Origin of the sequence: Rhodococcus sp. WS3 (assembly GCF_003797085.1) — a bacterium.
Lineage (GTDB): Bacteria > Actinomycetota > Actinomycetes > Mycobacteriales > Mycobacteriaceae > Rhodococcus_F > Rhodococcus_F globerula.
On sequence record NZ_RKMA01000003.1, the window covers coordinates 52,129 to 66,495 of the forward strand.

Genomic DNA, 14,367 nt, shown 5'->3' on the forward strand with positions numbered 1-14,367 from the left:
AAAACAAATCACTCCGAATTCACTCGAAGGAGATCCGATGCGCACCTACGCCGAGCGCCGGCCGATCGAGTTCGAAAAGCGCACTATTTCCGGGCATTTCATCGATCCGCAGCCTCGATGTCGCGACGCCTCGACTATGACACTCCCAGACCTCGCAAACATGATGCATACCCCGTACCCGTAAGGAACTCAGAATGTCCACACAACCTAGATCCACCCGTAAGTGGTGGGCGTTGGCGTTGATCGCCGCCGCTCAGTTCATGGTCATCATGGACACCTCGATCATCGGTGTCGCTCTCCCCCAGATGCAGAGCGATCTCGGCTTCTCCCAGGAAGGCCTGACCTGGGTCTTCAATGCCTACGTCATCGCCTTCGGCGGGCTGCTCCTCCTCGGCGGGCGCCTGTCGGATCTGTTCGGCGCGCGCCGAGTGTTCACCGCCGGTTGGCTGATCCTGCTGATCGGTTCCGTCGTCGCCGGTGCCGCCGGCAACGTCGCCGTCGAACTTGCCGGTCGCGCAGTTCAGGGCGCAGGAGCAGCACTCATCGCGCCGTCCGCCCTGACCCTGCTGATGATGCTGTTCGGCAGCACGCAAAAGGAGATGACCAAGGCGCTGTCCATCTACGGTGCCGCGGCGCCGGCCGGCGGTACTGCCGGAGTGTTCCTCGGCGGCGCCATAACCGAATACGCCAGCTGGCCTTGGGTTTTCTATCTGAACATCCCCATCGCAGTCATCGCATTGATCGCCACGCCCATCCTGATGCCGAATGCACCGGCACGCACCGGATCGATCGACTTCCTCGGCGCACTGGCGGTCACCGCAGGCCTCGCCGTCGGAGTCTTCGGCATCGTCAGAGCACCTGACGTCGGTTGGGGATCCGGGCAGACATGGCTTGCGCTCGCCGTCTCGGCCGCATTGTTGGGCGCATTCGTGTTGATCCAGTCCAAGCGTCGGGAACCACTGGTGCGGCTGGGAATCTTCAAGGCGCCCAACCTCGGTGCCGCGAACGTCGCTCAGCTCGTCCTCGGCGCGGCCTGGATACCGATGTGGTTCTTCCTGAACCTGTACCTGCAGCAAGTGCTCGGATACAGCGCCTTCCCCGCCGGCGCAGCTTTGTTGCCGATGACGATCTTCGTCATGCTCGGCATGATCGTCGTCGCGCCACGGGCCATGGCGCGCTTCGGTGCGAAAGCAATGATCGTCGCCGGTTTGCTGGTGCTGGGAATCGGATTGGGGTGGATGTCCTTGATCCGGCCCACCGGTAACTTCTGGGTCGACGTGCTGCCGGCATCGTTGGTGGCCGCGGCCGGTATGACGCTGGCGTTCATTCCTTCACTGGGTACGGCGATTTCGGCTGCACGCCCGGAAGAGGGTGGACTGGCTTCGGGCATCGTCAATGTCAGTTACCAGGTCGGCTCGGCTGTCGGCCTCGCGGTGATGACCGCGATCGCAGCAGTGTTCGGCGCTGATCAACTCGGTGACCTGACGGAGTTGACGAACGGGTTCTCCGCGGTGTTCCTCGGTGCCGCCGCCATCGCAGTGGTGGGCGCAGTAATCACCGCGGTCGTGATGCGGTCGACCAAGGTCGAAGAGCCTGAAACCGTTCACTCCACCGTCAATTCTTGACCAACTCCGGTGGTGGGTTCGGCCGGCGATCACCGGCCGAACCCACCACCGGCGGAACCACTGAGGACTCGTTATGTCGCGCCTTGCATCTCTCACACCGGCCACCGCTGTCGGTGCATCGAAAGACCTTCTCGCCGAACTCGTCAACCGTCACGGACAGGTCGGTGACATGGTCGCGGCGATGGCTCATTCGCCCGCCGTACTGGGTGGCTATCTGCAACTCAGTACGGGCAATGAAGCGAGCGAAACTCAGCCAATGATCGACCTCGGACTTCGCGTCTATCGAGAGCCTGCCTCGACTTCCGACGAACACATCGCGGGCCTTCGAGCGTACGGCTACGGTGATCGCGAGATCGCCGATGTAGTCGGGATCGTCGCCCTCAATATCCTGACCGGAGCTTTCAATCTTGTCGCGGGAGTGAAACCAGATGAACCGGACCGCTAGGACCGCACCGGAACGGAACAGCCTGCGTCTGTTCGCGATTCGCGACTACCGCCTACTCTTCAGCGCCCAGATCATCGCACTGTTCGGCACAGGGTTGGCGACGGTGGCACTCGGCCTGCTCGCGTATGACTTGGCGGGACCGTCCGCAGGGGCGGTGCTCGCCACCGCGTTGACGATCAAGATGTCCCTGTACGTCCTGATCGCCCCACTCGCGGCGGCGTACGTCGACCGATTGCCGAGACGGGCTTTCCTCGTCGCACTCGATGTCATTCGCGCGTCGGTGGTGATCGCGTTGCCCTTCGTCAGCGAGATCTGGCACATCTACGTGCTGGTGGGTGTTCTCCAAGCTGCGTCGGCAGCGTTCACACCCACATTCCAGGCGGTCATCCCGGACATCGTGACCGACGAGGCCGATTTCACCCGCGCACTGTCGGCATCGCAGGTCGCTTACACGATGGAAAGCCTGCTCAGCCCGGTTCTCGCAGCGGTCGCGCTGTCCTTCATGACGTTCAACCTGTTGTTTGTCGCCACCTCGGTGGGCTTTGCCGTCTCCGCACTACTCGTGCTGGCCACCCGAATCCCCAACGCCCGTCCCAGCACTCACCGAAACGCGTGGGACCGGATCGCGTCGGGAGTGCGGATCTTCGTGACCACGCCGCGACTGCGCGGCATCATGGCACTCAATCTCGTGGTGGCAGCAGCGGGCTCGATCGTCGTGGTCAACACCGTCAACTACGTCCGCGACCAACTCGGCGGAACCCAATCCGACGTGGCCTGGATGCTGGCCGCATCGGGTAGCGGTACGTTGCTGACCGCGCTGGCTCTTCCCCGCGTCCTCGACCGAACCGCCGAACGTACCGTGATGACAGCAGGTTCCGTCGTCCTGGTCTTCAGCGCAAGTGCGGCAGCGTCCCTCGCCGTTGCCGGTGTGTTCACGTGGATTCTCACCGCCGCGGTGTGGGCGCTCATCGGCGCCGGGATGGCCATGATCGTCACCCCGACCGGAAAGGTGCTTCGACGGTCAGTAGACCCCGCAGGTATTCCGGAAGTGTTCGCAGCCCAATTCTCCCTGTCGCACCTCGCCTGGCTGTTCACCTATCCGATTGCCGGATGGGTTGGCACCAGCGCGGGATTCGCGCTCACCTGGAGCATCCTCGCAGCCCTTGCCGCGGTGGGAGCCGCCTCGGGATGGGTGCTGTGGCCTCGCGAGGCGAGCACCGAAATGCCCGCCCCGTCGACCGCCGGTGCAACGCACGACGCTACACAAGGAGAATGCACCTTGGCCGCAACCCAGTGCGCCTGCGCTCGCCCCATCTGAGCCGGGACGACTTTCTCAATCCTTCAGTGATGTTTCCCGACTCGCTTCGGCGCTGACAGCCATCGCCGTGTCATGGGCGTCGCCGCGCTGCGGCCGTTCGAAGCACACCGACGCCACGAATCCGACGAGGAGTACCGCGGCCGGGAGCCACACGGACTGCGACATCGCGGTGCTGAACGGTTCGCGGACTACCTCGGGCAGATGTCCGACGCCGGCTTCGGAGCTGCCGCCGGTGAGGCCCTGTGCAGCCAACCGCGCGGTGATCAACGCGCCGATCGCGGCGCTACCGAGAACCGCACCCACCTGGCGTGTGGTGTTGTAGACACCGGCTCCGGCACCCGCTTGCAGGGGCGGAAGATTGTGCGTGGCTGTGGCGGCCAGCGGCGACCAGATGCACGCATTCGCGAATCCGATGAGGCCGATCGGCAGCAACAGCTCCCAAATCGCGACATCGGGGGTCATCACCATCGCCAGCCAACCCAGTGCGATGGCAAACAACGCGAAGCCGGTTCCGGCAATGTAGCGAGGGTGCGTCTTGTCGACGAGTTTGCCGACGATCGGCGCAAAAATACCCGTCAGCACGGCCATCGGAACGAGCAGCAATGCCGATTGTGTCGGCGAGAGTCCGCGTACCGCCTGGGTGTAGAACATCAGCGGCAGCACCATCGACGTGATGGCAAAGCCCATTGCCGTGATGGCGACGTTGGCGAGTGAGAAGTTGCGATCCTTGAAGAGTCCGAGCGGCAGCAGTGGTTCGTTCTTGTTGCGTGACTGGTAGAAGACGAACACGACGAGCAGCAGCACGCCCGCGCCGATCAGGCTCCACACAAATCCGTTCCAGTCGTACGAGCTTCCCTCCTGGATTCCGAACACCAGCAGGAACATGCCCGCGGCACTGAGAATCACCCCGGGGATGTCGAATTTGTGTTCGCTCGTGGGCAGCGACGGAACCAGCTTCCACGCCAGCAGGAAGGCAATCACACCAACCGGGACGTTGACGATGAAGATCCATTCCCAGCCGAGATTGTCGACCAGAACGCCACCGGCGAGCGGTCCGACCAGGGTGGCAACACCGGCAACGGCGCCCCACAGACCCATGGCCGCGCCGCGCTTGTTCGGCGCAAAGGTACGGGTGATGACGGCCATCGTCTGCGGCGTCATCATCGCGGCACCAAAGCCCTGGAAAGCCCTTGCAACGATGAGAAGTTCGACGCTGCCGGACAAACCGCACCACAATGAAGCGGCGGTGAACAGGACGAGTCCGATCATGTACAGGTTCTTGGGCCCGAACCGATCACCCAATCGACCCGTAACCAGCAGCGGCACAGCGTAAGCCAGAAGGTAGGCGCTCGTTACCCAGACCACCTTGTTGATGTCGGTTCCGAGGTCCTCCATGATCGCCGGATTGGCCACCGCAACGATCGTGCTGTCCACGAGAATCATGAAGAACCCGATACACAGCGCCCACAGCGCGTGCCAGGGATTGACCTGCTTTTCCATCTTCAGTCCTTAGATAGTGCGGACGAGCCTGCTGAGCCGGCCAGCCGGTCGAGAAGTTCTTGTGAGAGCCAGGGCATTTCGCCGCTCTCGATGTCTGTCACCAACGCGCCGATCCACTCTCGTTCGGCGACGGTCAGTGCGTGGGCGTAATCGGCGCCCACCGTAAAGATTCGTGGCTTTTCCGCGGCCTTCAACGCTTCGTAGTCGACCTCGAATTTCGCAATCGTCTCGTCGAGATGCGCGAGACGTATCCGGAGCATCCGACACGCAGTTGCAGCGGACAGGTTATGCATTTCTGCAAGCGCAAGAGGCAGGCGCGGATACTCTCGCACCGGAACCGCCAACATCTCCCGCAGTTGGTGCTCGAGGGCGCTCCGGCCTCGATCGGTGATCTCGTACGTCGTCCGCTCCGGCCGATTGCCTTCACGATCCGTCCCGATCGAAGCGAGCAGTTCCTGCTTTTCCAGCCTGGAAACCGTGTGATAAAGCGAGCCCGGCTTGATTTTCACCAACTGGTCCCCTCGACGGACCGAGGCGAGTTGATACATCTCGTACGGGTGCATCGAACGCTCGGACAGCAGGCCCAGAACGGTGATTCCCAAGGGCGTCAATGAGACGTCACCCATGAGATCCCCCTTCCTGACAAGCCGCAATTGACGATTTCTTGACTATTCCACCCGAAATAGTCCACATGGAATATACGACGCCGGGCCATCTCGATCAACCCACCCGAACCGGACTAGCGTGTAGCGAGTGGACGACCATCATCTCGACATCATCCGACTCGCGTGGGCCCGAGAACTGGGCTTGGGCGACTCCGCATTGCGTCCGGCGCATACCGCTCGCGTCGACGACGATCACAACGATCTGATCCACGTACTGCAACTCGCCGAGGCAGCAGCCGTCGTCGGACCGCAATGGTTTACGCAGCGCACCGCGAACGAGGCCGCCGCCTCACTGCTGGAACCAACGCGACTTCTCGAACTCACCAAGGATCACGGCGGCCGACCCACATCGCACACCGAGCTCGCATTCCTTCCCGACTACACGGATCACACACCCGCAGAACAACTTCTGATCAGCCGCGAGCGATCCGACGCAATGAACGTGGCCAGATCCTGCCCACCCGACGACGCCACAGTTGCCGACCTGAGCGCCAAGGACCACTGGTTCACAGCACTCGGGGATGATCACCAACCCCTCGCCTGCGCGGCCTACCGCGAGTTCCAAGGATTCGTCGCGGATCTCACGGTGCTCACCGATCCCGCGCAGCGGCGGCGCGGTTTGGCTTGCGGAACAGTCTTTCTCGCTGCCGAAGACGCTCTCGACGCCGGTCTGATACCGCAACTCCGCATCCCGAGCGGACATCTCGGCGGCGCTGCAATCGCACGCGCACTCGATTTCACTGTCCTGGGAATACACACCACGGCGCAGGTCCAACGACGTATTGTGTAGAGACACGCGATCGAGAGGAATCTCCATGAACGCGGACAACTCTGCAACATTTGTCGAAGAAGGCCGCGAATTCACTCGCGACACCAACTACATTGCCGCACGCATCACCGAGGACGGCCGCGACGGATATCCCGTCGAACCGAATCGCTATCGATTGATTGTCGCGCGCGCCTGCCCATGGGCGAACCGCGCCATCATCGTCCGCCGACTCCTAGGCCTGGAAGATGTTCTGTCGATGGGAATCTGCGGACCGGTCCACGACAAACGCAGTTGGACTTTTGATCTCGACCCCGGCGGCGTCGATCCGGTTCTGAAGATCCCCCGACTCCAGGACGCATATTTTGCCCGCGACCCCAATTACTCGCGCGGCATCACGGTGCCGACGATGGTGGAGATCGCGACCGGCAAGGTCGTCACCAACAACTTCCCGCAGATCACACTGGATCTGTCCACCGAGTGGAAGAAGTACCACCGAGAAGGGGCACCGGATCTGTATCCGGAGGCTCTCCGCGCCGAAATCGACGATGTTGCGGAACAAGTGTTCCGCGACGTCAACAACGGTGTCTATCGCTGCGGCTTTGCCGGATCCCAGGAAGCCTACGACAAGGCATACGACCAACTGTTCGCGCGACTGGACTGGCTGACGGAACGCCTTGCACGGCAACGTTTCCTGGTCGGCGACACCATCACCGAAGCGGACGTCCGACTGTTCACGACGCTAGCCCGATTCGATCCCGTCTACCACGGCCACTTCAAGTGCAACAGAAGCAAACTCACCGAGATGCCGGTTTTGTGGGACTATGCCCGTGACCTCTTCCAGACCCCCGGGTTCGGCGACACCATCGACTTCACCCAGATCAAGCAGCACTATTACATCGTTCATTCCGACGTCAATCCCAGCCAGATCGTTCCCAAGGGACCCGAACTGACGCACTGGCTCGAACCGCATGGCCGCGAACAACTCGGCGGCCGGCCGTTCGGAGACGGCACACCGCCACATCCCCCGATCCCGAGCGAGGTAGTGCCGCAAGAACATTGGGCGACACGGTAACCCGAGATCGGGTAAAGAACTACTCCCCGCCGTACGTTCCGAAACTCCAGAACACGCCCTCAGGATCACGGCACGTGAAACCCCGCGAACCGTAGTCCTCGTCGCGAAGACCCTGCGTGATCACGGCGCCGGCGGCAACAGCCCGATCATGGAGGCCGTCGGCATCGTCGACAACGATGTACACAGAACCCACTCCCGGCGGTAGACCGGCAATCGACGAATCGGCGCGGGGCGAACCCAACATGACCCCACCGCCACCGGGCCAGTCGAGCTGAGCATGCGCAACGACGTCACCGTCGGCGTACAGCGCTTTCTCCACAAAGCCGAAGGCCTTCACAAGAAAATCGACAGCCGCTCGGGCATCGGCATACACCAGCGTCGGCCACACTACGGTTCCCACAGCATCGGTTCCCACAGCAGTCCCCTTCCCTCTCGTACTACACAGCACAAGCCTATGGCGCAGGCCACCTGCTCCGCTGTAAAACTTCACCTATCCTCGACAGCGAAGTTCACCGATTGCAGAGTGGACACCTGTGGAGGGGCAGAGCGATGGCCAAGTCGATCGACAACGCAAGCAGCAACGACGCCGGGCGGGTCGAGAAAATCCTCATCTCGGTACTCGACAACGGCAGCCGCCTCCAGGCGCCCGCCGTCGCCAAGTACGTAGAGCACGTCAGGCACTCGCATCCGGACGAGTCTCCTGCACAGATCATCGATCGACTCGAGAAGATGTTTCTCCTGGCCGTCACAGGAAGCGGCAGCGCGGTCGGCGCCACAGCCGCAATCCCCGGCGTCGGAACTGTGGCATCGATCGCCGCGGTCGGCGCGGAGTCGGCATTCTTCCTCGAAGCATCGGCACTTCTCACTCTGGCAGTTGCGTCGGTCCACGGAATCTCCATCGAGAACCACCAACAACGACGCGCCCTCGTCCTCGCTGTCGCCCTCGGCGAATCCGGCATGGAAATCGTCCAGAAGGTCACCGGGGTCACCGCCAAGAACTGGGGCACCGCGATCACCAGCAAAATCCCGAGTTCCACGATGCGCGGAATGAACAGCACGCTGGTCCGCAAGTTCGTGATGAAATACGCCGCAAAGCGAAGCGCACTCATACTCGGCAAGCTGGTCCCCGCCGGGATCGGCGCGGTCATCGGTGGCGCAGGCAACCGCGTCATCGGTAAGGGCGTCGTCAAGAATGCGCGCGACGCCTTTGGCCCGGCCCCGATGCGCTGGACCGATCACCTCGTCATACTCCCCGAGGACGACTTCGCGCCCGATCCCGCCACCACCACTCGGGTACTCCGCGGATAACAGCCGAGAACGTAGGCTCGACACAACACAACGTCCGTCGACGCGGGAGCATCTTTGACCAGTAGTGCACCGGGGCGGGTCTCCGCGCCGATCGAAGTTCGCGGTTTGACCAAGACGTTCAAAGCGGCACGGGCGGTCAACGACCTGAGCTTCGACGTCCACGCCGGCTCGATCACCGGCTTGCTCGGCCCCGCAGGCGCCGGAAAAACCACGACTCTGCGCATGCTGCTCGGTTTAGTGACGCCCAGCGATGGATCCGCGACGATCAACGGTCTCCCCATCTCGAAATTGGCGTCGCCCGCCCGGACTGTGGGTGCCGTCCTCGATACACGCGGCCTCCATCCAGCGCGGACGGCGCGCGCTCACCTCGACATCTACGCTGCCGCGATCGGCCTGCCCGCCCAGCGAACGACACAGGTTCTCGCGGCAGTCGGACTCAGTTCGGCGTCCGACCGCAGAATCGGACTTTTCTCACTGGGAATGCAGCAACGGCTCGCCCTTGCCACCGCGTTGCTCGGGGACCCGGAAATCCTGGTCCTCGACGAACCCACCCACGGACTGGACCCCGAAGGCACGGCCTGGTTACAGCAGTTCTTGACGACGTTTGCCGAGTCCGGGCGGACCGTACTGATCACGGGCCAGGCGCTGCGCGAGGTGGAACCCGTCGTGGACAACCTGGTGCTTCTGAGCGCGGGTTCTCTGGTCTACGACGGCAGTGTCGAGGCCCTCCGCGCATCACATCGGAGTCGACTGATGGTCTCGTGCTCCAACCCCGCGCTGTTCGCGACGGCGCTGGCCGCCCGCGGGATCACGGCGGCCACGATCGCACCGGACGGCCGACTCGCCGTCAGCGGTACCGACAGCGACGCACTTGCTCCGGTTGCGGCAGCCTCCGGCGTCACGATCTTCAGTGTCGTCGCTGATCACGCGGATCTCGAGCAACTGTTCGTGGCCATGACCACACCGCACTATGCCACCGGCCATCCCGGACACGGTCCGCCATCCAGCCATTACGGCCCGCCATCCGGTCACTACAGTCCACCGTCGGGCTACTACGGTCCCACCGCCTACGGACCGTCGGGAGGCCACCGGTGACGACGCTCGCACAAGCAGAAATCAAGAAGGTCCTCTCGCTGCGCTATTGGTGGGCACTCGCTGTGGCACCAGTCGTTGTTGCGCTCGCGGCCGCGTCGTTCACTCGTCCGATTGTCGAGGCCATTGCCGAGCGAGCCGACACCGCGTTCGACGTGAATCTCGTGTCCACTGCCATCGCGGTTGGCGGACCCACCACCATCGCCCTCGTCTTTGCGGCGTTGTTCGGTGCAACCGCCGCGGGCAACGAATTCACCTACGCCACATACACCACGACATTCCTCACCGCCCGCGGACGCGACGCGGTGTTGGCCGCCAAATTGGGTGTTGTTGCCGCATTCGCGGTCGGATACGCACTGGTAGTGCAGGTCGTTGCCGTCGGCGCGATGATCCTGTTCACTCGCGACTTCAGCTTCACCGCGGATCTGTTTGCGATCTGTGGCGTCGGAATAGTCGCCTGCGCGCTGTGGGCATTGATCGGTGCAGGCGTCACACTGCTCGCCGGCTCACAAGTGGTCGGCATGCTGTCCGTGGTCGGCTGGTTCGTCTTCGGTGAATGGATTCTGCGAGCCTTGGCCTTTGCCGTCGGTGCCGACGGTATCGGCAAGGCACTGCCGGTGTCGGCCACCCTCGGAGTGCTCGTCAATGCCGCGCCTTCGATCGACATCGACGTGTTGAGTTCCTGGCCCGGTGCAGCGATGATCCTCGCCGCGTGGGTCGTCGCACTCGTCGGGGGCGGCTGGCTGCGCACCAGGATGCGCGACATCACCTGAGTGATAAAGCGTGTCTGCCCCCGGGTCTACCGTGGATCGAGATGAACACGATCGCTGACAACCCTGGGTGGATACGCCGACTGGCCCATGCCTGCTGGCTGCACCGCCGGCTGGCAATCGGCGCGCTCACCGTGACGGTGGTCGCCGCAACCATCGACATTTCCTTCCCGCTGCTCACCCGCTATGCCCTCGATGCGGCCGGCGAGCAGAACGCCGGCACCGTCATCACACTCACCGCACTTGCTATCGTCGGCTTGGCGATCGTGCGCTTCGCCTGCCAGTACGGCCGGCGAATGCTGGCCGGTCGTCTCTCACTCGACGTCCAGCACGACTTGCGACTCGCGTTGCTCGGATCCTTGCAGCGACTCGACGGCCGCGGGCAGGACGACATCCGCACCGGACAAGTCGTCTCGCGCTCGATCTCCGATCTGCAACTCGTGCAGGGTCTGCTCGCGATGGTCCCGATGTCCGCCGGCGCCCTGCTGCAATTTGTGCTGGCCATCGGCATCATGACGTGGCTCTCGCCCCTGCTGACCCTCATCGCGCTGGCGATCATCCCCGCTGTCGGGCTTGTGGTCTTCCTGCTGCGACCGACCCTCTACGCCGCCACCTGGTCGGCGCAGCAGCGCGCCGCCGACCTCGCCCAGCACGTCGAAGAAACCGTCACCGGGGTTCGGGTGGTGAAGGGATTCGGGCAAGAAGAACGAGCAATCGATCAACTCGAGAAACACGGCCGGACGCTCTACGGCGAACGGATGCGCGTGGCCCGGATCAACTCACGTTTCACGCCGACGATGGCCGCACTACCCCAACTGGGACAGGTGGCAGTGATCGCTGTCGGTGGTTATCTTGCACTCCACGGCCAGATCACCATCGGTACTTTCCTCGCGTTCGCGACCTACATCGTGACGATGACCGCGGTCACGCGCACGCTGTCCTCCGTCGTGGTGATGGCACAACTCGCCCGCGCCGCCGTCGAACGCGTCTACGACGTAATCGGCGCGGGGCCCGACATCGCCGAACCCGACCATCCGCTCGATCTCCCCGACGGACCGCTCGGGGTCACGTTCGACGACGTCACTTTCGGCTTCGATTCCGACCGCCGTGTCTTGTCCGGTCTCGACCTGCAGATCAAACCAGGCGAGACCGTCGCCGTCGTCGGACCAGCCGGTTCGGGAAAAACAGCACTGTCGCTGCTGCTCCCCCGCTTCTACGCGCCCGAGTCCGGGACCATCAGTCTCGACAGCGCCGACGCGTCGCTGCCGATCAGCGAACTTCGCAGCGAGCAACTCCGCGCTGCAATCGGCCTGGCCTTCGACGAGCCGTTCCTGTTCTCCGACACCGTCGCCGCCAACATCGCCCTAGGCCGCGCGGACGCGTCCGCCGACGACATCCGCGCAGCGGCCGCAATGGCCCACGCCGACGAGTTCATCGAGGCGCTTCCGGACGGTTACGACACCGTTGTCGGTGAACGCGGTCTGACGCTCTCAGGCGGGCAACGTCAGCGCATCGCGCTCGCGCGCGCCCTACTCGTGAACCCTCGAATCCTCATCCTCGACGACGCCACCTCGGCCGTCGATGCTGCCACCGAAGCGGCGATCTTCGACGCGTTCCGGGCCAGGCGGAGGCAGACAACTCTCATCCTTGCGCACCGCCGATCGACCCTGACCCTGGCTGATCGAATTGCCGTCCTCGACCAGGGGCGGATCATCGACTCCGGGACGGTCGACGAGTTGGAAGCGCGGTGCCCACTGTTTCGGGCCCTTTTCGCCACCTCGAGCGATGAGCCGGCAGCCATCGACCCTGCACTTACCGACATCGAACCATTCGATCCAGACCACTCCGAACCCACTGCCGAGCAACTGTGGCCTGCGGTATCGCCTGCCGATTCGGCAGGTGCGGCCGGTGCTCTGGCCATCACGCCGTCGTTGGAGGCTGCGCTCGACGCGTTGCCTCCGCTGCGCGAGGCTCCGACCACCGACACTGCGCACCTTCGCGAGTCAGATCCGCAGTTCTCACTGCTTCGGATACTCCGCCCGGTTCGCTGGATTCTGGTGGCAGTCGTCGTGTGCCTGACTCTTGATTCCGCTGCGACGATTGCCTTCCCGTCACTGGTTCGGTACGCGATCGACCACGGGGTTGTCGACAAGAACTCAGGGACTCTCACCGTCGCGGCGATACTGGGCGCGCTGCTGGTGGTGGCGGGCTGGGCGATAGTCGCTGTGATGACGGTCCTCACCGCCCGAGCGGGCGAGCGGGTCCTGTTCGGGCTACGTATCCGCAGCTACGCACACCTGCAGAGGCTTGGTCTCGACTACTACGAGCGCGAACTGTCCGGGCGGATCATGACCCGGATGACCACGGACGTCGACGCACTGTCGTCGTTCATCCAGACCGGAATGTCGACCGCAATCGTGAGTGTCCTGACGATAGGCGGCATCGCGATCGCCCTCCTCGTCACCGATGTGACCCTGGCGTTGGTGGCGCTCGCCGTCATTCCGCCGCTCATCATCTCGACCCTGATCTTCCGAAAGTTCTCCGCAGTGGCGTACAGCCAGTCCCGCGAGCGGATCTCCATGGTCAACGCGGATTTCCAGGAGAACATCACCGGGTTGCGGGCAGCGCAGGCCTACCGCCGGGAAGAGGGCGCCGCACGCCGATTTGCCGAGCGCGCCGAAAGCTACCGCCGGTCACGGATGCGTTCACAGCGGGCAATTTCGCTGTACTTCCCGTTCATCGCGTTTCTCTCCGATCTCGCGCTTGCGGGTGTGGTCTTCGTCGGAGCCCGTCAGGTGTCCGACGGCTCGACGTCCGCGGGTGTTCTGATCGCCTTTGTTCTGTACCTGGGCCTGTTGTTCGGACCGATTCAGCAACTCTCACAGGTGTTCGACGGTTACCAACAGGCAAACGTGGGGCTCAAGCGGATCGGGGATCTTCTCCGGACGCCCAGTTCCATCGAAACAGCCGACTCCGCGGACCTGATCTCCCTCGACGGACACCTGGACGGCGACGTTCATCTGCGGGATGTCGGCTTTCGATATTCCGGCGCCGAGGTCGACGCCCTCACCGATATCGACTTACACATCCCGGCCGGAACAACCGTGGCGCTGGTCGGACGGACGGGCGCCGGGAAGTCGACAGTGGTCAAACTACTGGCCAGATTCTACGATCCGACCAGCGGATCAGTGCAGGTCGACGGCACCGACATCCGTGATTTTCACCTGACGCAGTACCGCCACAGGTTGGGCGTCGTACCGCAGGAAGCGCATCTGTTCACCGGCAGCGTCGCGGAGAACATCGCCTTCGGTAGACCTGACGCGTCGAATGTCGACATCGAGCAGGCCGCACGCGCCGTCGGTGCACTGCGCGCGATCGCCGACATGCGCGGCGGCATGAATCATCCGGTCGGGGAACGCGGGCAAGGACTGTCGGCCGGACAGCGACAGCTCATCGCACTCGCGCGCGCCGAGTTGGTCGACCCGGACCTCCTGCTGCTCGACGAAGCGACCGCGACGCTTGATCCCGCGACCGAGAAAATGGTCCTCGAAGCAAGTCGGTCGGTCACCCGGAAAAGGACCTCGATCGTTGTTGCACACCGCCTCGCGACGGCCGCACGTGCCGACCTGATTGTCGTAGTTGACCGGGGACGTATCGTTGAATACGGCCCGCACGCGCTCCTGCGGTATGCCAATGGTCACTACTCGAGACTCTGGGATGCATCTCGGGCGCGCGAAGGGAATAATCTGTCAGCGAGAACTGTCGTCGAAGGTAACCCCGTCGCACGGCAGTAGTGACAGATT

The 14,367-nt window shown here is 63.3% G+C and carries 13 protein-coding genes; 10 read left to right on the forward strand and 3 right to left on the reverse strand.

The genetic code is table 11. The annotated features are described in order from the left end of the window. Positions 1–37: 37 nt before the first annotated feature. From EEB13_RS31605 to EEB13_RS21320, 4 genes are all read left to right on the forward strand, one after another. Positions 38–184, forward strand: coding sequence for a hypothetical protein (locus tag EEB13_RS31605; RefSeq protein ID WP_155276698.1), 147 nt, complete (start codon positions 38–40; stop codon positions 182–184). Between the two features lie 10 nt (positions 185–194). Next, positions 195–1,625, forward strand: coding sequence for an MFS transporter (locus EEB13_RS21310; protein ID WP_141486235.1), 1,431 nt, complete (start codon positions 195–197; stop codon positions 1,623–1,625). A 73-nt stretch (positions 1,626–1,698) separates the two neighbouring features. After that, positions 1,699–2,070 (forward strand): alkylhydroperoxidase, encoded by a 372-nt coding sequence (locus EEB13_RS21315; protein ID WP_141486236.1) that lies wholly within the window; start codon positions 1,699–1,701, stop codon positions 2,068–2,070. Beyond that, positions 2,054–3,388, forward strand: coding sequence for an MFS transporter (locus EEB13_RS21320; protein ID WP_187328603.1), 1,335 nt, complete (start codon positions 2,054–2,056; stop codon positions 3,386–3,388). Before EEB13_RS21315 ends, EEB13_RS21320 begins: the two co-directional genes overlap by 17 nt. Before the next feature lie 15 nt (positions 3,389–3,403). Here the strand turns inward: EEB13_RS21320 and EEB13_RS21325 are convergent, their stop codons facing one another. Both EEB13_RS21325 and EEB13_RS21330 read right to left on the reverse strand, forming a co-directional pair. Then, positions 3,404–4,888 (reverse strand): DHA2 family efflux MFS transporter permease subunit, encoded by a 1,485-nt coding sequence (locus tag EEB13_RS21325; RefSeq protein WP_033236711.1) that lies wholly within the window; start codon positions 4,886–4,888, stop codon positions 3,404–3,406. Between the two features lie 2 nt (positions 4,889–4,890). Beyond that, entirely contained in the window at positions 4,891–5,514 is a 624-nt protein-coding gene (locus EEB13_RS21330) for a PadR family transcriptional regulator (protein ID WP_141486237.1), read from the reverse strand. Between the two features lie 127 nt (positions 5,515–5,641). On the opposite strand from EEB13_RS21330, the gene EEB13_RS21335 reads away from it, so the two are divergent. Both EEB13_RS21335 and EEB13_RS21340 read left to right on the forward strand, forming a co-directional pair. Beyond that, positions 5,642–6,343 carry a GNAT family N-acetyltransferase gene (locus EEB13_RS21335; RefSeq protein ID WP_141486238.1) on the forward strand — a complete coding sequence of 234 codons (702 nt, stop codon included), beginning with the start codon at positions 5,642–5,644 and terminating at the stop codon, positions 6,341–6,343. Between the two features lie 25 nt (positions 6,344–6,368). Next, positions 6,369–7,394, forward strand: coding sequence for a glutathione S-transferase family protein (locus EEB13_RS21340; protein ID WP_141486239.1), 1,026 nt, complete (start codon positions 6,369–6,371; stop codon positions 7,392–7,394). A 19-nt stretch (positions 7,395–7,413) separates the two neighbouring features. On the opposite strand, the gene EEB13_RS21345 is transcribed toward EEB13_RS21340, so the two are convergent. Beyond that, the gene (locus EEB13_RS21345) at positions 7,414–7,782 is read right to left on the reverse strand and encodes a VOC family protein (protein WP_033236744.1); all 369 of its coding nucleotides are present in this window, start codon (positions 7,780–7,782) and stop codon (positions 7,414–7,416) included. A gap of 161 nt (positions 7,783–7,943) precedes the next feature. Between EEB13_RS21345 and EEB13_RS21350 the strand changes: the two genes are divergently transcribed. Genes EEB13_RS21350 through EEB13_RS21365 form a run of 4 tightly spaced genes read left to right on the forward strand, consistent with a single transcriptional unit; the run spans position 7,944 to position 14,358 of the window. Further along, on the forward strand, positions 7,944–8,702 hold the full coding sequence (locus EEB13_RS21350; protein WP_141486240.1) for a hypothetical protein: 759 nt from the start codon (positions 7,944–7,946) through the stop codon (positions 8,700–8,702). Positions 8,703–8,756: 54 nt separating this feature from the next. After that, positions 8,757–9,797, forward strand: a complete 1,041-nt coding sequence (locus tag EEB13_RS21355) for an ABC transporter ATP-binding protein (protein ID WP_141486241.1) — start codon at positions 8,757–8,759, stop codon at positions 9,795–9,797. Next, a complete protein-coding gene (locus EEB13_RS21360; protein WP_033236705.1) occupies positions 9,794–10,567 on the forward strand; it encodes an ABC transporter permease in 774 nt (257 codons plus the stop codon). Before EEB13_RS21355 ends, EEB13_RS21360 begins: the two co-directional genes overlap by 4 nt. Before the next feature lie 41 nt (positions 10,568–10,608). Then, positions 10,609–14,358, forward strand: coding sequence for an ABC transporter ATP-binding protein (locus EEB13_RS21365; RefSeq protein ID WP_141486242.1), 3,750 nt, complete (start codon positions 10,609–10,611; stop codon positions 14,356–14,358). Positions 14,359–14,367: the final 9 nt, after the last annotated feature.